At 72.7% G+C, this 19,366-nt stretch carries 11 protein-coding genes; 6 read left to right on the top strand and 5 right to left on the bottom strand.

Translation table 11 applies throughout. The annotated features are described in order from the left end of the window. Positions 1-161: 161 nt before the first annotated feature. Positions 162-1,718, top strand: a complete 1,557-nt coding sequence (locus ACN261_RS24370) for a class I SAM-dependent methyltransferase (RefSeq protein ID WP_421481967.1) — start codon at positions 162-164, stop codon at positions 1,716-1,718. Positions 1,719-1,787: 69 nt separating this feature from the next. On the opposite strand, the gene ACN261_RS24365 is transcribed toward ACN261_RS24370, so the two are convergent. Beyond that, positions 1,788-2,681: a hypothetical protein gene (locus tag ACN261_RS24365; protein WP_425852324.1), complete on the bottom strand. Its 894-nt coding sequence runs from the start codon at positions 2,679-2,681 to the stop codon at positions 1,788-1,790. A gap of 483 nt (positions 2,682-3,164) precedes the next feature. On the opposite strand from ACN261_RS24365, the gene ACN261_RS24360 reads away from it, so the two are divergent. Both ACN261_RS24360 and ACN261_RS24355 read left to right on the top strand, forming a co-directional pair. Next, positions 3,165-4,634: an RICIN domain-containing protein gene (locus ACN261_RS24360; protein WP_421481965.1), complete on the top strand. Its 1,470-nt coding sequence runs from the start codon at positions 3,165-3,167 to the stop codon at positions 4,632-4,634. Between the two features lie 164 nt (positions 4,635-4,798). Continuing rightward, positions 4,799-5,926 (top strand): helix-turn-helix domain-containing protein, encoded by a 1,128-nt coding sequence (locus tag ACN261_RS24355; protein WP_425852322.1) that lies wholly within the window; start codon positions 4,799-4,801, stop codon positions 5,924-5,926. A 3-nt stretch (positions 5,927-5,929) separates the two neighbouring features. Here the strand turns inward: ACN261_RS24355 and ACN261_RS24350 are convergent, their stop codons facing one another. Next, positions 5,930-8,167, bottom strand: coding sequence for an ATP-binding protein (locus tag ACN261_RS24350; protein WP_421481963.1), 2,238 nt, complete (start codon positions 8,165-8,167; stop codon positions 5,930-5,932). Between the two features lie 224 nt (positions 8,168-8,391). Continuing rightward, positions 8,392-9,837: an arabinofuranosidase catalytic domain-containing protein gene (locus ACN261_RS24345; protein ID WP_421481962.1), complete on the bottom strand. Its 1,446-nt coding sequence runs from the start codon at positions 9,835-9,837 to the stop codon at positions 8,392-8,394. A 369-nt stretch (positions 9,838-10,206) separates the two neighbouring features. On the opposite strand from ACN261_RS24345, the gene ACN261_RS24340 reads away from it, so the two are divergent. Further along, complete coding sequence (locus ACN261_RS24340; RefSeq protein WP_425852319.1) at positions 10,207-11,220, top strand: LacI family DNA-binding transcriptional regulator; 1,014 nt, start codon at positions 10,207-10,209, stop codon at positions 11,218-11,220. A gap of 116 nt (positions 11,221-11,336) precedes the next feature. Here ACN261_RS24340 and ACN261_RS24335 read toward each other — a convergent pair whose 3' ends face one another. Beyond that, the gene (locus tag ACN261_RS24335) at positions 11,337-13,067 is read right to left on the bottom strand and encodes an amylo-alpha-1,6-glucosidase (protein ID WP_421481960.1); all 1,731 of its coding nucleotides are present in this window, start codon (positions 13,065-13,067) and stop codon (positions 11,337-11,339) included. Positions 13,068-13,393: 326 nt separating this feature from the next. Here ACN261_RS24335 and ACN261_RS24330 point away from each other — a divergent pair, with 326 nt between their 5' ends. Together ACN261_RS24330 and ACN261_RS24325 are read left to right on the top strand one after the other, a co-directional pair. Continuing rightward, positions 13,394-15,226: an RICIN domain-containing protein gene (locus ACN261_RS24330; protein ID WP_425852316.1), complete on the top strand. Its 1,833-nt coding sequence runs from the start codon at positions 13,394-13,396 to the stop codon at positions 15,224-15,226. 157 nt (positions 15,227-15,383) lie between these two features. Next, complete coding sequence (locus ACN261_RS24325) at positions 15,384-16,973, top strand: arabinofuranosidase catalytic domain-containing protein (protein ID WP_425852315.1); 1,590 nt, start codon at positions 15,384-15,386, stop codon at positions 16,971-16,973. 82 nt (positions 16,974-17,055) lie between these two features. On the opposite strand, the gene recD2 is transcribed toward ACN261_RS24325, so the two are convergent. Then, entirely contained in the window at positions 17,056-19,272 is a 2,217-nt protein-coding gene (gene recD2, locus ACN261_RS24320) for an SF1B family DNA helicase RecD2 (protein ID WP_425852313.1), read from the bottom strand. Between the last annotated feature and the right edge of the window lie 94 nt (positions 19,273-19,366).

Genomic DNA, 19,366 nt, shown 5'->3' with positions numbered 1-19,366 from the left:
CCGCCAGGGGTGGGGGCGACGCCGCACGGCGTCGCCCCCACGCCCGGTCCGGGCACCGCGCGCCTCCCGGCACCCACGCCGCACCGGCACCACGTGCGCCGCCGCGACTGCCACCCCACCCCGCGCGGAGCCGGCCATCCGGCGTCGGCTAGGAACGGTGCATGCCCCGCTACCTGCTGTTTCCCGGCCGACATCACCTGCTGACCCGGTTCCAGGCCGACTATCTGCACCGGCTCGCCACCGCCGGTCACCACGACACCCCCGACGGCGACCGGGCCGGCGACGACGGGACGACCGTGGTGTGGGCGGTCACCTCGGCCAACCACGAGAACACCCGCCGCAACCCGGTCCCCTACCACCGGCGGGAGGCGGCGATCGAACGGTTCAGCGTGCTGGCCGGGCTGCGGTCGGTGGTGGTGCCGGTCTTCGACACCGCCGAGACCGACCGGTTCGCCGAGGTGACCCTCAAGAACGTGGCGGCCACCGCCGGCCTGGAGCTGACCCCGGACGACACCGTGGTCGCCTGCTCGACGCCGCAGGTCGCCGCCATGTACGCCCGGTTGGGGTTCCCGATCGCCGGGGTGGAGGCCGACGTAGACCCGACCCCCGCCCGGCCCTGGGACGTGCTGTTGCGGCTGGCCGCCGACGACCCGTCGTGGCGGGAGCTGGCCCACCCGGCGACCCTCGACGTCTACGCCCGCTACCGGCTCGACGACCTGGTCCGTTCGGTGGTCAACGACCCGGTGGTCGGCGACGAGGGCGGGCTGACCGCCACCCGCGACTACCGGACGTACGCCGAGGCGTTCGCCGACGCGGCGCAGCGCAAGTGGGCGGCGGTGCGCGAGCACGTGCGGCCCGGCCGGATCGTCGACGTCGGCTGCGGCGCGGGCGCGGTGCTGGAGCTGGCCGACCGGGAGCCGACGCTGCGGGAGAGCGACCTGATCGGGGTCGAGGTGGCCCGCCACCTGTACGAGGAGTGCGTGCACAAGAAGGCGCAGGGGGTCTTCGCCAACCCGAACGTCTTCTTCTACCGTCGCAACGTGCTCGGCGGGGCGGTGTTCGCGCCCCGGTCGGTGGACACCACGATGACCTTCGCGCTGACCCACGAGATCTGGTCGTACGGCGATCGGATGGCGTCGCTGCGCCGGTTCGTGCAGGCCATCTACGACCACACGGTGCCCGGCGGGGTGTGGATCAACAGCGACGTCTGCGGGCCGGACGGCCGGGACCGGACGGTACGGCTGCGGCTGTCGACCACCGACGGGGCGAACCCGACCCGGCCCCGCGAGGATCTGGCGTCACTGCCTGCCGACCGGGTGGCCGCGCACCTCGCCGGGCTGTCCACCCGGGCCCGGCTGGACCAGTTCGCCGTCGACTACCGGTTTCCGTTCGGGTTCCGCCCGGTCGACGACGGCACCGGCGCGGTGGTCGAGCTGCCGCTCGGCGCGGCGATGGACTTCCTCACCCGCAAGGACTACACCGACAACTGGCTGTCCGAGACGCAGGAGGAGTTCTGCGGGTTGGAGTGGGCCGACTGGAAGGCCCTGCTGGCCGACGTGGGGTTCGAGGTCGACCCGGCCAGCGGCCCGTACCGCAACGACTGGATCGTCACCCACCGGCTCGCGCCGACCGCGGCGCTGTCGACGGTGGAGGGGGCCCCGCTGGACTGGCCGGTGACGCACGTGCTGCTGGTCGCCCGCCGGCCGGTCAACACCTGATCCGGCGGGAGACGGAAGGCCGGGGGCGGGAGGGATCCGCCCGCCCCCGGCACCGCCGTCAGGAGCCGGTCAGGACAGGAACTTGTCCAGCGCCGCCTCGATGGTGCCGCTGTCCGGGGCCGCGTACGCCTTCATCGTCGTCTTGTTGTACGAGATGAAGCTCGGGCACCGGGTCGCCGGGGCGTTGACGACCCCGCCGTCGCCGATCTTCTCCGCGGTCTTCGCGGCGTAGAAGGTCAGCTGGTAGCGCGAGGAGATGTACGAGACGCTGACGTTCTTGCCGTCGCTGGCCTTGTAGTCGCACTTCTTGGGCGCGCCCTCGCTGCCCGGGACCATCGACATGCAGCCGACGACCGAGACGCTGGTGAAGTCGGCCGACTTGGCGTAGTACCGCTTGTCGGAGCCGACGATCTTCGACGACCAGAACGACGGCCGCTCCGGGTTGTTCGAGAAGACGTACGCCTTGGCGGTGGCCGGGCCGGTGTAGGTGGCCGCGTTGAGGATCGGGCTGCCGTCGCAGACCGACGACAGGTCGCTGGAGTAGCGGGCCGTCACCGCGTTGTTGTTGTTGTTGTTCGGCTGCTCCGTGGGCGGGTCGGACGCCTGCGGAGTGGACGAGGGTTCCGTGCCGGAGCCCTGGTTGGCGGTCGCGCTCGGCGTCGGGGTCGGGTCGGGCTCGTCGTCGTTGCCGACCAGGGCGAGCCCGATGCCGGCGCCACAGAGCGCGAGGATGAGGACCACCGCGCCGATGATGAGGCCGATGACCAGGCCCCGGTTCGACTTCTGCGGCGGCACGGGAACACCGAACTGCGGGGCCTGGCCGAACTGCGGGGCCTGACCGTACTGCGGGGCCTGACCAGGCTGGCCGTACGCCGGGTAGCCGGCGGACGGTGCCGGCGGCCCGCTCCACGGGGTGACGTTCGGATCCGGCTGTTCTCCGTACGGAGGGTGACTGTTGCTCATCTGAAGCCCTTATCGCTGTCGACGGTACCCAGGCACTGGATCATCGGTCAGGGTAGTGAGCGGCACAAACCGAGGCGCTGGTTGTCGGACGGCAACGAACCCCGACCGACCACGGGCAGAGCGGGCACGACTACTTTCCGTGGCGAAGTGCGATCCTCCGCGATGCCCGCCGAGCCGCCGCGGGTGGCTTCGGCGGCGAAATGTGGGGTGCGGAAAAGGGATTCCGCCCGGATCGTGCCTTCCGTGCCGGACACCGCGAGAAGGGTTCACAATGTGATGTAGATCATGCATCACGATCTCGACAACCGCGACGACCGCTGCAAACCACGACGTGGCGCGGATCTCCCACCCACCCGCTATACATCGATGTTCATCACATCGAAGTATGGGCATGTGACGGTGGATCGGCTTATCGTGAGGCTCATGAAAAGGTCCCGCCCGTCCCGGCGGGCACCCCGCGTCCACCGCACGAGGAGGCGGCCCATGCCTGCCGCGCCCCACCCCACCACCCTCCGTCGGATCGTCCTCGTCCTCGCCGCCTGCGCGGCCGTGCTCGCCCCGCTGACCCTCACCGCCCCCGCCGCACGGGCCGCACCCGTCACCGTGGTCAACGGCACGCAGTTCACCGACACCAACGGCGCCGGCGTGCACGCCCACGGCGGCGGCATGATCAAGGTGGGCGACTACTACTACTGGTTCGGCGAGAACCGCAACGACAACAACACCTTCCGGTACGTGTCGGTCTACCGCTCCACCGACCTGCGCACCTGGGAGTTCCGCAACAACGTGCTCACCCAGTCCTCGGCCGGCGAGCTGGCGACGGCGAACATCGAACGCCCCAAGGTGATCTACAACGCCGGCACCGGCCAGTACGTGCTCTGGATGCACTGGGAGAACGGCGTCGACTACAACCAGGCCCGGGTCGCGGTGGCCACCTCCAGCACGGTCGACGGCAACTACCGCTACCTGGGCAGCTTCCGCCCGCTGGGCCACGACTCCCGGGACCAGACGGTGTTCCGCGACGACGACGGCACCGCGTACCTGATCTCGGCCACCCGCAACAACGCCGACCTGAACATCTACCGCCTCACCGCCGACTACACCGGGGTCGCGTCGCTGGTGCGGACGCTGTGGCCGGACAACTACCGGGAGGCCCCGGCGATGTTCAAACGCAACGGGGTCTACTTCCTGGTCACCTCGGGGGCCACCGGCTGGTCGCCCAACCAGGCCCGGTACGCCACCGCCAGCAGCGTCGGCGGCACCTGGACCAACCCGACGAACTTCGCCGACGGCACCACCTACGACTCCCAGTCGGCGTACGTGCTGCCGGTGCAGGGCAGCGCCGCCACCTCGTACCTCTACCTCGGCGACCGCTGGGCCGGCGCGACGGGCGGCCCGGTGAACCAGTCCCGGTACGTCTGGCTGCCGCTGAACTTCCCCACCGCCACCTCGCTGACCATGAACTGGTTCCCGCAGCTCACCATCGACACCGCCACCGGCGTGGTCTCCGGCGTCGACGGCGGCTACACCTTCGACACGCTGCGCGCCCGGCACAGCGGCAAGTGCCTGGACGTGCTCGACCGGTCCACCGCCGACGCCGCCGCCGTGGCCCAGTACGGCTGCAACTCCGGCACCAACCAGCAGTGGCAGCTGCGCGACGCCGGCTCCGGCTACGTCCAGATCGTCGCCCGGCACAGCGACAAGTGCCTCACCGTGGCCGGCGGGTCCACCGCCGACAGCGCCGCGGTGCAGCAGTTCGGCTGCCAGTCGGGGCGTACCGACCAGCAGTGGCAGGTCCGCGACGCGGGCTCCGGGTACGTCCAGCTCGTGGCCCGGCACAGCGGCAGGTGCCTCGACGTCAACGGCTACTCCACCGCCGACGGCGCCCGGGTGATCCAGTACACCTGCGGCACCGGCGCCAACCAGCAGTGGCAGCGGGTCCGGGTGGCCTGACCGCACCCCGTCCGCCGGCCCGCCTCCCGCAGGCCGGGACGGCGGACGACCGCCGCCCCGCATCCCACCAGCACCGGAACCCGGTGTGACGATGACCTCACCCCACGTGTACCCGCGCCGACGTCTACTGGACCGGACAGCAGACGTCCGCGCGGGGGTACGGGGTGCGCGACAGCACGCAGGAACAGCTTCACCGGCTCCGGTCACTGCGGACCGCCGCCGGGCTGACCATCGGGGAACTCGCCGCCCGGTCCGGGGTGAGTGCCCGCACCATCGGAGGGATCGAGCGGCACACGATCCGCCGCCCGCACCCCGGCACACTGCGGGCGTTGGGCACCGCCCTGGGGCTGCACGGGCCCGACGCCGACCGGCTCGGCACCGCCGGCGGGCAGGTGGGTGTGGTCACCGGGCTGCCCGGGGTGACTCCCCACTTCACCGGCCGCCACGCCGACCTCGCCTGGCTGACCGCCCGGCTGGGCCACCGCCACGCGGTGCAACTGATCGGCCTGCCCGGGGTGGGCAAGACCGCGCTGGCCGTCCAGGCCGCCACCCGGCTGGCCGACCGGTTCCCCGACGGGGTGCGCTTCCTCGGCCCGGTCGGGGACGCCACCGCCGCCACGATCGCGCGACGGCTGCTGCCGGCCGCCACGACGGCATCGACCGGGTCGGACCCGGAGGCCGTCGGGGCGTACCGCGATCTGGTGCGCGCCCGGCGGATGCTGGTGGTGCTGGACGGCGTCCGGGACACCCGCCAGGTCGGGCCGTTGCTCCCCGTGGACGCCACCGCCGTCACCCTGGTCACCGGCGGGCAGCCGCTGGCGGGGCTACCGGAGGCCGACAGGTGGCTGGTGCCGCCGCTGCCGGCCACCGACGCGCGGGCCGCACTGACCGCCATGGTGGACGGCAGCACCCCCGCCCCGGCGGTGGCCGAACTGGCCGCCTGCTGCGCCGGCCTGCCGCTGGCCCTGCGGGTGACCGCGAACCGGCTGCTGACCCGCCCGCAGTGGAGCGCACAGTGGCTGATCGACCGGTTGACCCGACCGGAACGGGTGCTCGGCGCGCTGGTCGCCGGGGACCTGTCGGTCCGCGACGCCTTCGAGCGGGCGTACGCCGGGCTGTCGTCGCCGGCCCGGCGCGCCCTGCGGCTGCTGCCCCGGCTGGTCGGACCCGCGCCCGCCGAGGCGGGTTTCCTCGATCTGGCCGAACGGGGCTGGCTCACCGCCGGCCGGGACCACCGCTACCAGCCCCATCCGCTGGTCCGCGCCTTCGCCCGGGTGGTGCCCGGCACCTGACGTTCAGTCGGTCCCGGACAGCTCGGCGAGCAGGTCCCCGGCCCGGCGGGCCAGGTCCGGGTCGTCACAGTCGTCGGCCAGCGCGATCGCCCGCGCCAGGTACGCCGGGGCCGACCGGGTCTCCCCGGTACGACGCAGCGCCTCGACCAACTCCACCAGGGCCAGCGCCTCGGTCGCCGGCATCGCGGTCGCGCGCAACCCGGCCACCGCCTCCCGCCGGACCGCGACGCACTCCGGCCACCGGCCGAGGGCGGCGAGGTCGTCGCCGATGCGCCGACAGGTCAACGCGTCGGTGCAGGCCCGGGCGAAAGCCGCGATCGGATGGTGCGGATCGCGCAGCAGCCGTCGGGTCCGCTCGTGCACCCGCAGCGCCTCGGCGGGCCTACCCAGCGCCAGCAGGGAGGAGCCGAGTGAGGCCATCGCCTGTGGCAGCCCCTCCGGGTCGGCCGCGCGGCGCAGCATCACCCAGGCCCGCTGCCGGTGCCGCAGCGCCGCCGCGTGCTCGCCCAGCCCGGTGTGGCCGCTGGCGGCGTAGAGCAGCGCCCACCCCTGCTGGGCCGGATCGCCCGCGCGGACGGCCCGCTCCAGCGCCCGGGTGGCGGTGGCGACGCTGCGCGCGTACTCACGTTGGCAGATCGCCTGCGCCCAGGACAGGTAGTTGAGGTGGACCGCCTCCGTGCGGGGGTCGCCCAGCCGGGCGGCGGAGCCGGCGGACAACCGGAAGACCTCCGGCCAGACGTCGAGGTGCACCCGGCTGTCGGAGAACCAGTGCAGCGCGTCGACGGTGTCGACCACCTGCCCGTGCAGGTCCTCGGCGGCGGCGGACCGCAGCGCCGCGAACCAGTTGCCCCGCTCGGCGTCGAGCCAGCCGGCCGCCGCCGTCCGGTCCGGGAACTCCGTCAGCGACGCCGGTCCACCCGGCTCGAAGTGCTGCCCGGCGGCCGTGGTGCGGGCCAGCCACCAGCGCAGCAGGATGGTCCGCAACGCACCGGTCGTCGCCGGCTCCTCGGCGGTCATCCGGTCGGCGGCGAACTCCCGGACCAGGTCGTGCAGCCCGTACCGGTCCGCCGGCACCGCGGCCACCAGGCCGCTCTCGACCAGGGCCTCCAGCCGTCCCTCGGCCTCCTCGGCGTCGGTGCCGCCGAGAACGGCGACCGGATCCGGGCCGAAGTCCGGGCCGGGCACCAGGGACAGCCGCCGGAAGGTGCGCCGCAGGTCCGTCCCCAGCCGCCGGTACGACAGGCTCAGCGCGGTGTGGATGCCGGCGGCCCCGGCGTCGATCACCGTGAGCCGGGCCTGCTCGCCGGTGAACCGCCGGTTCAGCTCCCCCACCGACAGCCCCGGCTCGTCGGACAGCCGTTGCCCGGTGACGCGCAGGGCCAACGGCATGTGCCCGCAGTGCCGGGCCAGCTCCGCCCACCCGGTCGGGTCGGCGGCGGCGTCGGGTGCGGCGATGGCCCGCAGCATCGCGGTCGACTCCTCGGCCGGCAACGGCTCCAGGGACAGCCACCGGGCGGCGTCCAGGCCGCTGAGCCGTCGCCTGCTGGTGACCAGCACGAGACCGGGCCCGGCCCCGGGCAGCAGCGGCCTCGCCTGGGCCTCGTCGGCCGCGTTGTCCCACACCACCAGGGCCCGGCGCTGGCAGAGCACCGACCGGTACGCCGTGGCCCGCTCGTCGAGCCCGGCGGGGATCCGCCGCTCCGGCACACCGAGGGCGCGCAGCAGCAGGTGCAGCGCCTCGCCGGGCGGGGTGGGGACGTCGTCCATGCCGCGCAGGTCGACGAAGAAGCAGCCGTCGGGGAACTCCGGGGCCAGGTCGGCTGCGGCCCGTGCCGCGAGGCCGGTCTTGCCCACCCCGGCCGGCCCGGTGACGACGACCACGGTGGCCTGCCGCCGGTCGCCCGACGGCCGACGCGCGGCGTCGCCGAGGGTACGCAGTGCCGCCGCCCGCCCGGTGAAGTGGCACGGTGGGGCGGGTGGCTCGCAGCCGGCGGGCCGGTCGGAGGTGGCCTCGTCCAGCCGGTGGCGCACGTCGTCAGGCACGTCGAGGACGTCGCACAGGACGGTCAGGGTACGCCGCTGCGGGCGACGGACCCGGTCGCGTTCGATGTCGCTGATCGCCCGGACACTGACCCCGCAACGCTCGGCGAGCCCCTCGATCGACAGGCCCGCCGCCAGCCGGTGGGCCCGCAGCACCGCGCCCAGCGACGGCCGTTCGGGTGTGCTCGGTATCGGGTTCACCGGGCACACCCTCACAGATCGCCGACCCGCGGTGCCACACATCGACCAGTGACTTACCGCATGCCCGGGTCACCGACCATTCAGCCGCCACGTCTGGTATCCGTCGTCGGGCCGCAGCGGCACCGGGTTCCGGTTCGGACCGTGGCCCTCGATCAGCTGCCACCGGCCGCCGTACTCCCCCCATCTCGACACACCGGCCCGACCTGCCGGTTGCGGCGCAGCGGTCAGCTCCGCAGGCTCCACTGCTGGTTCTGTTGCCCGTTGCAGGCCCAGAGAACGAGTTTGGTGCCGTTGGCCGTGGCCGCGTTGGCGGCGTCCAGGCAGAGACCCGACTGCACGCCGGTGATGGTGCCGTTGGCGTTGACGTTCCACTGCTGGTTGGCACCCTCGTGACAGTCCCAGATGATCACCTTGGTGCCGTTGCCGGTGCCCTGCCCGGAGGCGTCGAGACACTTGCTGCCCGAGACCTGGAGCTGCCGGCCCGCCGTGCGGGTGAAGCGCTGCGCGGTTCCGCCCGTACAGTCCCACAGCTGGACCTGCGTGCCGTTGGTGGTGCTGCCGTTCGGCACGTCGACACAGCGACCCGACTGGGTGCCCACGAGTTGGACACTCTGCGCCGGGGTGCCGCCACCGGCCGGAGCGTATCCCGCCCCGGCGATGTTCGCCTGCACCGCGTCCTCCGTGGCCGGCGACGGGTAACCCGAGGTCAGCACGCCCTCGAAGAAGGTACCCCGGCCGGAGACGCTGTTGTCGCCGCCGATGCCGAGCAGAATCGCGCCCTCCTTCTTCATCGGGTGGTATCCGTTGGGCCGCCGCCCGTCGAAATAGGTCGTCAGGCCACCCGACTGGGCGTTGCCACCGCGGATCGCCCAGTGGTTCGGCTCGCCTTTGACCATGGCGGTCACGAAACGGTGGTTGATGGACGCGATGTTGTTGTAACCGGCGTTCACCCCGGAGAACAACCCCCACTCCAGATCGGCCATGACCCACGGGCCGGCGCCGGCACCGTATCCCCACTGCTTGTTGGCGCCGAAGTAGACCGTCTCCATGATGGCCGGCGAGTCGGCCTGGCCGTCGGTCTGCGCATTGCCGTAGTCGAAACAACACCACTGGTTGTAGTGCGTGCCGTCGACCACGGCGTAGATGCCCTCGGGCTGGTCACCGGTGGCGACGCCGTTGGTGTTGTTGTTGCGGTAGCCGGTGCCGGGCGAGACGTAGACGCCGTACGCCTTCTGGCCGCCGATCGTGATCGGGGCCGCCTTCGCGTCGGCCAGGTTGTCCCAGCCGCCCGGCGCGGGGCCGGGCCAGTAGCCGCCGGGCGCCTGGGTGAGGCGGTTGTTGCGGCCCGACTGGTCGTAGATGATCGTGATCACGCAGCTCGTGTTGGCACAGAAGGAGTCCTGGATCGCGGCGTCGACGACGCCACCCGCGCTCAGCACCCCGACGTCCCGGGTGGTGTTGTCCGACGTCCGGCGCACCTGGTACAGCGGCCCGTTGTACGCGCCGTACAGGGCGCGGGTGGTGCTGTGCGCGGCCACGCACGGTGTGCCGCCCGAGGCGTAGATGTCGCACGGGCCGGTGGTCGCGGCCTGCGCGCCCGGCGCGTCGGCCAGCACGGAGCCGCCGCTGACGACGGCGAGGGTCGCCATCGTCGCCACGGCGATCGTCATACGACTGGGCCTTCTCTTCACCTTCATCGAATCCCTCTCCGGAACGGTACGGGTGCGGTGGTGGCCGCCTCCGGCACGGCTGTGCTTCGCGTCCGAACGACCGGGGGTACGGAACCGATCCATCGGCCGTGCCTTCTCCTGACATAAAACGTCAGATCTTTAACATTAACTTCTGTCGATATATTGCGCTACCCCGCTGGCCCTGTCCGCCCCGACCTGCGCCCCACGGAACGCCGGGCATCGGCGGATTGCCCCCGGGGGTGGCCACGGAACTGTTCCTGCCCCGTGGGGAATTGCCGTACGGCTATGCTCCACGGGAAACACGACGCATTCCCGCGTCGGTGGCGGAATTCGGCGTTGAGGGCGGGCATGAACATCGGGGAGATCGCCCGGCGGGCCGGAGTGTCCCGCAGCACCGTGTCCTATGTGTTGAGCGGGAAGCGGGCGGTGTCGGCGACGACCCGGCAACGGATCCAGGCGGTCATCGACGAGCTGGGCTACCGGCCCAACGCCAGCGCCCGCGCGTTGAAGGAGGGGCGCACCCGCACCCTCGGGCTGGTGATCCCCCCGGCCAACCAGCGTCTGACCGACATGCAGCTCGGCTTCGTCGCCAGCGTCGTCGAGGCGGCGGCCCGGCACGATCTGGACGTGCTGCTGTCCCCGTCCGGCGGCGACCACGACCGGTCCTTCGAGCGGATCGTCACCGGCCGCCGGGTGGACGGGGTGGTGCTGATGGAGATCCGGCTGACCGACGAGCGGGTGACCCGGCTGGCGACGGCGGGAGTGCCGTTCGTGACGATCGGTCGGACGGCCGACCCGCACGCGATGAGCTGGATCGACGTCGACTACGCGACGTTGATCTCCCGCTGCGTACACCACCTGGCCGACCTGGGACACCGCCAGGTGGCCCTGGTGAACCGGTCCGCCGAGCTGGTCGCGGCGGGTTACGGCCCGAGCCACCGCGCCCTGGCCGGGTTCCGGGCGGCCGTCGCCGAGCGGGGCCTGACCGGTGTCGACGTCTGCTGCGGCGACGACACGCCCTCCGGTGAGGCGTGCGTGGCGCACCTGCTGGCGGCGCATCCGGAGGTCACGGCGGTGGCCACCATCAACGAGGCGGCGCTGCCCGGCATCCAGCGGGCGTTGAACGGCGCCGGCCTCTCGGTGCCTGGCGACTTCTCCGTCACCGGGGTCGCCGCCCAGCACTGGGCGGAGGATTTCCACCCCCCGCTGACCGCCGCCGACGTGCCGATGCGCCAGATGGGCGCCGAGGCGGTGGCGCTGCTGCTGGAGCTGATCGCCGCGCCCGGCGGCCCACCCCGGCACCGGCTCTACGCGCCACCCGTCTCGCTGCGCTCCAGCACCGGCCCGGTCCGACCCCGCTGACCCGGCTCCGACCTCCGGCCGGGGCGGCCGTCCCGGTCGCCGGCCGGGGCAGCCGGCACACCGCGCGCCGAACGTCCCCGCGCCGGGACCCCGCCCCGCCGGGCCCGGCGCGGGGTTCACGCGTCGCACGGCCCCGGGCCCGCCGACGCTGCCCGGCGTTCCTGCTGCGCGGCGGCGAGGATGAGATAGCTACTGGCCGTCCAGGTGTACGCCCGGTCGCGCAGGCCCGCACCGGTCTCGGCGTCGAAGTTCTCGGCGAAGCCGGACTTCTCGCACAGGGTCAGGAACCGCCTGCTGATCTCGTCGGCCAGCGCGGTGTGCCCGGCCCGGCGCAGCCCGTCCTCGACCAGCACGGTGGAGGGTGCCCAGATGGGGCCCCGCCAGTAGCCGTCGGCGAGGTAGTGCGGCGAGTCGGTCGGTTCGGTGGCCAGCCCGTGGGTCGTCAGGTGGGCCGCGACGCCCCGGGCCAGCGCACCGGCGACCGGGGCGGGCAGGTCCTCGCCGAGGATGACGGGCATCAGGTCGAGCAGGCTGCGGCTGGCCCGGCGTCGCCCGGTGTGCGGGCTGCGGGCGGTGAAGCGTTCGCCGTCCCACAGGTCGCGCAGCAGGGCGGTACGGACCCGGTCGGCCTCGGCCGACCAGCCGGCGGCGGGCCCGCCCAGTTCGGCGGCGAGGTCGGCCAGGCAGCGTAGTTGGCTGACCAGGAGGGCGGCCAGGTCGGCGGTCTCCAGGACCCGGCCGTCGTCGAAGGTGGTGGCGTTGTCCCAGCCGCTGTCGTTGCCGTGCTGGTAGTGGGGCAGGTCGCTGCCGGGGGCGCGGCGTGCGTCCAGCCAGAACCGGGTCCACCGGGCCAGCCGGTCGTACGTCCGGGCCAGCACCGCCCGGTCCGGCGGGGTAGGCAGCCGGCGGCGCAGCTGGCCCAGGGCCCAGCCGTGCACGGGCGGCTTGACGAAGTTGTGCAGCACCTCGGAGTGGGTGACCGAGTCGGGCAGGGCGCCGGCGGCGTCCTGGTGGTCGAACGGCAGGTGGAACTGGTGCCAGGCCAGGTCGGGTTCGCCGGCGGCCAGGGCGATCGCGTTGAAGCAGTGGTCCCAGCTCCACACCTTGTCCATCCAGTGCTTGGACATCAGCACGGCCGGTCGGGTGACGAAACCGCCCGGCTCGACGGTGGCCGACCACAGCACGTACGCGGCCAGGTCGGCGGCGGGGGTGTCGGCGTCGCGCCAGGGGGCGACCGCGTCGACGAAGGCGGCGAACTCGGCCGTGCGCTCGCGGTACAGCTCGTCGAAGGTGCCGGTCGGCCGGTAGGGGGGCCGGGCGGTGGCGTACTCCTCGATGGCGATCTCCCAGGGCCGGTCGGCGGGGAGGTCCAGCCACCGGTCGGCGACGCCGAGCGCCTCGACGCCGACCACGTCGTGCAGCGGCGCGGACAGCCCGGTGACCCGGTAGCGGCGGCCCGTCTCGTAGGAGGTGAACACGGCCGAGCCGTCGACCGGGTCGCGGTAGAGGTAGGTCCCGCTGAACGGGGTGAGGGTACGGGCGGCGGCGGCGATCCGCAGGCCGAGCCCCCGGCCCCGCAGCCGCAGGGTGTCCGGCCCCTGGTAGCCGACGTCGATCCGGCCGTCGCCGTCGCGCCAGGTGAGCAGCGCGGGGGTGGCGACGACCGTGGCGTCGGCGTGCGGGGCCAGGCGCAGCACCGGGTGCATGCCGCTCTGGTGGGAGACCAGGTGCAGGTCGTCGGCGTACGTCTTCTCGGCCACCACCGGGGAGATGTCGAACCAGGAACCGCGGTAGCTGAACGGGACGTCCTGGAGGGAGAACTCCGGGCCGGACGGTGCGACGGTCATGTCGGGTGACGCCCTTTCGTGGTTCGGGTGGTCAGCCTTCGACGGTGCCACGTCGGCCCACCGGCGGCGGACGACGGAACCGAAGCCTCGAATCGGTTCGAACGAACATAGGTCCGTCCGCGCCGGGTGGTCAAGGAGGACTCCTGCCGGTCCGGGCCAGCAGGCGCGACCGGCTGACCGGAACGCAGATCATCTGCGGAAACATCCCCTTCACCGGACCGTCATTACATTGACATCCTTCATCATGTCGCTCTACGATCCCTTGCGAATCGATTCGCCTGCGAAGCCCTCCCGGAGAGCGTCCCCACGCCCCACAAGGAGCCGCCGTGAACACCCCGTCCCACCGCCGCCCCGGACGAGCCCGCGCGATCGCCACCCGGATCGCCGTCGGTCTGCTCGCCGTCGCCACCACCGCCGTCGCCGCCACCCCGGCCCGGGCCGCCGACGAGTCGATCAGCGTCAACTTCGCCAGCGTCGACGGCACCCCCACCTACCGGGCCTCCGGCTGGATCTACGGCATGACCGAGAACGCCAGCGGCCCGGCCGACCACTTCTACCGGGACGTCAGGTTCCAGTACATGCGGGCCGGGGGCGCGCAACTGCCGGGCAGCGGTTGGGTCGGCGGCAACTACGACCGCCGGTGGAACTCCACGCTCGCCCAGGCCCGCCGCACCGCCGCCCTGGGCGGTCAGTTCATCATCCTGCCGCACGACCTGTGGGGCGCCGACGGCGCGGGGATCTCCCGCTTTCCCGGCGACAACGGCAACTGGACCGACTACGACAACTTCCTGACCCGGCTCATCGGCGACGTCCGGGCGGCCGGACTGAGGGTGCAGTGGGACATCTGGAACGAACCCAACATCACCATCTTCTGGAACCGCCCGATCTCCCAGTACCTCGAACTGTGGCGGCGCACCTACCAGCGGCTGCGGGCGGAGTTCCCCGACCAGCTCATCGTCGGGCCGAGCTGCGCCTGCGTGCCGTCGACCAACCATGCGTTCTGGAACCAGTACCTGGACTTCGTCCGCTCCACCAACACGGTGCCGGACATCGTCAGCTGGCACTCGCTGCCCGGCGACCCGGTCGCCAACGTCGCCGCGGCCGACGCCACCCTCGACGCGCGCGGCATCACCCACCCGCGGCCGTACCAGATCAACGAGTACGGCGCGTCCAACGAGCAGAACCCGGCGGACGGCGCCTGGTACGTCGCCCGGCTGGAACGGGCCCGCGCGGACGGCCTGCGGGCGAACTGGGCCAGCGCCGGCAACCTGCACAACGACCTGGGCAACCTGCTGGTCCGCAACGCCGCCGGCCAGCACCAGCCCAAGGGCGAGTGGTGGGTCTACCGCTACTACGCCGCGCAGACCGGGCAGATCGCCGCGGTGACCCCCAGCCCCTCCTACGACGCCTTCGCCACCAGGGCGACCGGGACGGCGAGGGTGCTGGTCGGCGGCGGTCGGACCACCGGCAACCTGACGGTCAACCTGCAACGGCTGGACGCCACCAGCGGCATCGTGCAGAACAACCAGGTGCGGGTGCTCACCCAGCGCATCCCGTACAACAACGGTGGCGCGGTGCAGGGGCCGGTCACGGTGTCGAACACCGTGGTCACGCTGACCAACAACGCCGCCTCGGTGAGGCTGCCGTACGGCAACCAGAACGACACGTACACCGTCACCGTGCTGCCGCCCACGGAGACCGGCTTCACGTCGGTGGCGGTGGCCCAGCACTCCCAGCAGTGCCTGGACAACACCGGCTCGGGCGCCACCGACGGCAACCCCCAGCAGCAGTTCCCCTGCGAGGGCGGCGACCAGCAGCTGTGGAACTTCCGCCCGGTCGCCGGGGTGGCCGACACGTACACGGTCGTCAACCAGCAGAGCGGCAGGTGCCTGGACGTCAGCGGGGCGTCCACCGCCGACGGCGCGGCCGTCGACCAGTGGACCTGCCAGAACGGCCCCAACCAGCAGTTCACCCTGCGCCGGGTGACGTACGGGGGCAACGATCCGCACGACTACCAGCTCGTCGCCCGGCACAGCAACAAGTGCGTCGACGTCAACGGGGTCTCCACCGCCGCCCAGGCGCGGATCCTGCAGTGGACGTGCAAGCCGGTCAGCCAGAGCAGCCCGCTGAACCAGACCTGGCGGCTCTGGGGCCGGTGACACCGCCGGCCCGCGCGCCGGGCCGGACCACCCCCCTTCAAATTGATTTCTGTCACTGTCTTGGGTGATCCTGGGAGGGCTGGCGAACCGATTCGCCACCACCACCCGAGGGCGGGTCCACCCGGCCCACCCCGTCGACGCACCAAGGAGCCGCCCCGTGCGTACCCCGTCCCCGAACGGACCGGTCCCCGGTCCCGTCCCCCGGTCCCGCCGCCGGCACCGGCTGACCCTGCTGGTCGGCGCGCTGGCCGGCCTCCTCGTCATCGCCGGGGCCGCCCCCGGCGTCACCTCTCCCGCCGCCGAGGCCGCTGCGGCGATGGCCGCCATCGAGCCGGGACAGAGCACCCGGATCGTCGGCACCGCCTCCGGGCGCTGCCTCGAGGTCCCCAACTCCAGCACCACCAACGGCACCCAGACGCAACTGTGGGACTGCCAGGGCGGCGCCGGACAGACCTGGACCTGGACGGCCAGCCGGCAACTCACGGTCTACGGCAACAAGTGCCTGGACGCCTCCGGTCGGGGCACCACCGCCGGCACGGCCGCGATCATCTGGGACTGCAACGGCCAGACGAACCAGCAGTGGAACGTCAACGCCAACGGCACCATCGTCGGGGTGCAGTCCGGCCTGTGCCTGGACGCGAACGGCAACGGCACCGCCAACGGCACCAAGGTCCTGCTGTGGACCTGCAACGGTCAGGCCAACCAGCAGTGGACCTCGCCGACCACCCCGCCCACCACCGCCCCGCCGACCACCCCGCCGCCGACCACTCCCCCGCCCGCCGGCGCCCTGCCGTGCGACATCTACGCCGCCGGTGGCACCCCGTGCGTGGCCGCGCACAGCACCACCCGGGCGCTCTACGCCGCCTACACCGGCAACCTCTACCAGGTACGCCGTTCCTCGGACAACGCGACCCGCAACATCGGGCTGACCGGCACCGGCGGCACCGCCAACGCCGCCACGCAGGACTCGTTCTGCGCCGGCACCACCTGCGTGGTGACCGTCGTGTTCGACCAGTCCGGCCGCGGTAACGACCTGTGGTACCAGGGCTCCAGTGTGGTGCCCGGGTCGCCGCAGAGCCGGCCGGCGGTCGCGACCTCGGAGTCGCTGACGGTGGGCGGCGCGAAGGCGTACTCGCTCTACATCAACCCGGGCAACAGCTACTGGCGTGACGGTCACCTGACCGGGGTGCCGACCGGTGCCGCGCCGGAGGGCATGTACATGGTCACCAGCGGCACCCACGTCAACAACGGCTGCTGCTTCGACTACGGCAACAGCGAGACCACCCGTAAGGCCGACGCCGCCGGGGCCATGGACGCGATCAACTTCAGCAAGCAGTGCTGGTTCGGCGGCTGCTCCGGCTCCGGGCCGTGGGTGCAGGCCGACCTGGAATGGGGGCTGTTCCCCGGCGGCAGCAGCTCATGGAACCCCAACCAGCGGGCCTTCACCAGCAAGTTCGTCACCGCCACCCTGAAGAACAACGGCACCTCGCGCTTCGCCATCAAGGGCAGCGACGCCCAGTCCGGCAGCCTCTACACCCTCTACGACGGGTCGCTGCCGCCGGGCTACAGCCCGATGAAGAAGCAGGGCGCGATCATCCTGGGCAGCGGCGGGGACTGCTGCAAGCCCGACGGCGGCGCGAACCTCAGCGCCGGCACCTTCTACGAGGGCGCGATGGTCGCCGGCTACCCGTCGGACGCCACCGAGAACGCGGTGCAGGCCAACATCACCGCCGCCGGCTACCGCTGACGGATCTCCGCTGGTGCGCCGCGCCGGTCACCGTCCACGGTGGCCGGCGTGGCGGCCGTCGACGGCGGACGCCGGTCCGGCGCTACCCGGCCGGCGCGCCGAGGCGGTGGTCCAGGGCGGTGTGCCGGCGGCCCGCGCCGACGGTACGCACGGCAGCGGACAGCGCCCGGCGGGAACCGACCAGGACGACGAGTTGCCGGGCCCGGGTGACGGCGGTGTAGAGCAGGTTGCGTTGCAGCATCATCCAGGCACTGGTGGTCAGGGGTACGACCACCGCCGGGTACTCCGAGCCCTGCGAGCGGTGGATGGTCATCGCGTAGGCGTGGGCCAGCTCGTCCAGCTCGTCGAACTCGTAGTCGAGGTTCTCGTCCTCGTCGGTGCGTACGGTGAGGGTCTGTTCCTCGGGGGTGATGGCGGTGACGATGCCGAGGGTGCCGTTGAAGACGCCGGCCTGGCCCTTGTCGTAGTTGTTGCGGATCTGGGTGACCTTGTCGCCGACGCGGAACACCCGCCCGCCCATCCGCCGCTCGGGTTGCCCCTCGCGGTGCGGGGTCAGGCGCTGTTGCAACAGGGTGTTGAGGGCTGCGGCACCGGCCGGTCCCCGGTGCATGGGGGCGAGGACCTGCACGTCACGGCGCGGGTCGAGGCCGAACCGGGCGGGGATCCGGGTGCAGGCGACGTCGACGGTCAGCGCGGCGGTGGCCTCGGTGTCCTCGCAGGCGAACAGGAAGAAGTCCGGCAGGCCGTCGAGCAGGGGCGGCCGGCCGGCGTTGATCCGGTGCGCGTTGGTGATCACGCCCGACTGGGCGGCCTGGCGGAACACCCGGGTCAGCCGCACCCGGGGGATGGCCGGCGCGGTGAGCAGGTCGCGCAGCACCTCCCCGGCGCCGACGCTGGGCAACTGGTCGACGTCGCCCACCAGGAGCAGGTGCGCCCCCGGCGGCACCGCCTTGACCAGCTTGTTGGCCAGGATCAGGTCGAGCATGGACGCCTCGTCGACGACGAGCAGGTCCACGTCGAGCGGGTTGTCCCGGTCGTGGACGGCCTCCCCGCCGGGACGCAGTTGCAGCAGCCGGTGCACGGTGGCGGCGGGGTGCCCGGTCAGCTCCGACAGCCGTTTCGCGGCCCGCCCGGTCGGCGCGACCAGGGTGATCCGGGCCTTCTTCGCGGCGGCCAGCGCGACGATGGACCGCACGGTGAAGCTCTTGCCGCAGCCCGGCCCGCCGGTGAGCACCGCCACCTTCGCCGTCAGCGCCAGCCGGACGGCGTGCTCCTGCTCGGGGGCGAGGTCGTTGCCGGTGACCGCCCGCAGCCAGGCCAGCGCCCGGGGCCAGTCGACGTCGGTGAAGTGGGGCAGCCGGTCGGCCCGGTCGTGCAGCAGTCGCAGCAGGGAGCCGGCCAGCGACTGCTCGGCACGGTGGAACGGCACGAGGTAGACCGCCGGCACCGGCTCGCCGTCGTCGCCGGGCAGGAACTCCCGCACCACGCCCTCCTCGGCGACCAGGTCGTCCAGGCAGCGGGTGACGAGATCACCCGGGACGTCGAGGATCTTCGTGGCGTCGGCGACGAGCGCCGGGGCGGGCAGGTAGCAGTGGCCCGAGTCGGTGGCCTCGGACAGGGTGTACCGCAGACCCGCCATCACCCGCTGCGGGCTGTCGTGCGGGATGCCCACCGCCTGGGCGATGGTGTCGGCGGTCTTGAAGCCGATGCCCCACACGTCGGCCGCCAGCCGGTACGGCTCCTTCGTCACCACCTCGATCGAGGCGTCGGCGTACTGCTTGAAGATGCGCACCGCGAGTGAGGTGGACACCCCGACGCCCTGCAGGAAGACCATCACCTCCTTGATGGCCTTCTGCTCCTCCCAGGCGGCGGTGATCTTCGCGGTGCGTTTCGGTCCGAGCCCGGCGACCTCGACCAGCCGGGCCGGTTCCTCCTCGATGATCCGCAGGGTGTCCAGGCCGAAGTGCGCCACGATCCGCTCGGCGAACACCGGCCCGATGCCCTTGACCAGGCCGGAGCCCAGGTAGCGCTGGATGCCCTGGATGGTCGCCGGCAGCACCGTGGTGTACGAGTCGACCTCGAACTGCCGGCCGTACTTCGGGTGCGACGACCAGCGTCCCGACAGCCGCAGGCTCTCCCCGGGCTGCGCGCCCAGCAACGCGCCGACCACGGTCAGCAGGTCGGAGCCCCGGTCGGTGGCGACCCGGGCGACGGTGTAGCCGGTCTCCTCGTTGACGTAGGTGAGCCGTTCGAGGACCGCGTCCAGGGTGGCGAGCGGCGGGCGGGCGGGGGCGGTCACCCCCTCATCGTGCCGGGTGCCCGACGCGCCCCGTCCACCGCCCGGACGCCGACCGGCGTCCTCCCCCGCCCGGTGGGCGGGGAAGGACGCCGGG

It is taken from the genome of Micromonospora sp. WMMD723, from assembly GCF_049863385.1.
Taxonomy (GTDB): Bacteria; Actinomycetota; Actinomycetes; order Mycobacteriales; family Micromonosporaceae; genus Micromonospora; species Micromonospora wenchangensis.
The sequence above is the reverse complement of the archived record's forward strand: the minus strand, read 5'-3'. Positions and strand labels throughout refer to the sequence as shown.

Coding starts and splice junctions, on each gene's coding strand:
- ACN261_RS24345 (WP_421481962.1), bottom strand. CDS start 9,837: ATGACGATCGCCGTGGCGACGATGGCGACCCTCGCCGTCGTCAGCGGC.
- ACN261_RS24370 (WP_421481967.1), top strand. CDS start 162: ATGCCCCGCTACCTGCTGTTTCCCGGCCGACATCACCTGCTGACCCGG.
- ACN261_RS24360 (WP_421481965.1), top strand. CDS start 3,165: ATGCCTGCCGCGCCCCACCCCACCACCCTCCGTCGGATCGTCCTCGTC.
- ACN261_RS24340 (WP_425852319.1), top strand. CDS start 10,207: ATGAACATCGGGGAGATCGCCCGGCGGGCCGGAGTGTCCCGCAGCACC.
- ACN261_RS24365 (WP_425852324.1), bottom strand. CDS start 2,681: ATGAGCAACAGTCACCCTCCGTACGGAGAACAGCCGGATCCGAACGTC.
- ACN261_RS24335 (WP_421481960.1), bottom strand. CDS start 13,067: ATGACCGTCGCACCGTCCGGCCCGGAGTTCTCCCTCCAGGACGTCCCG.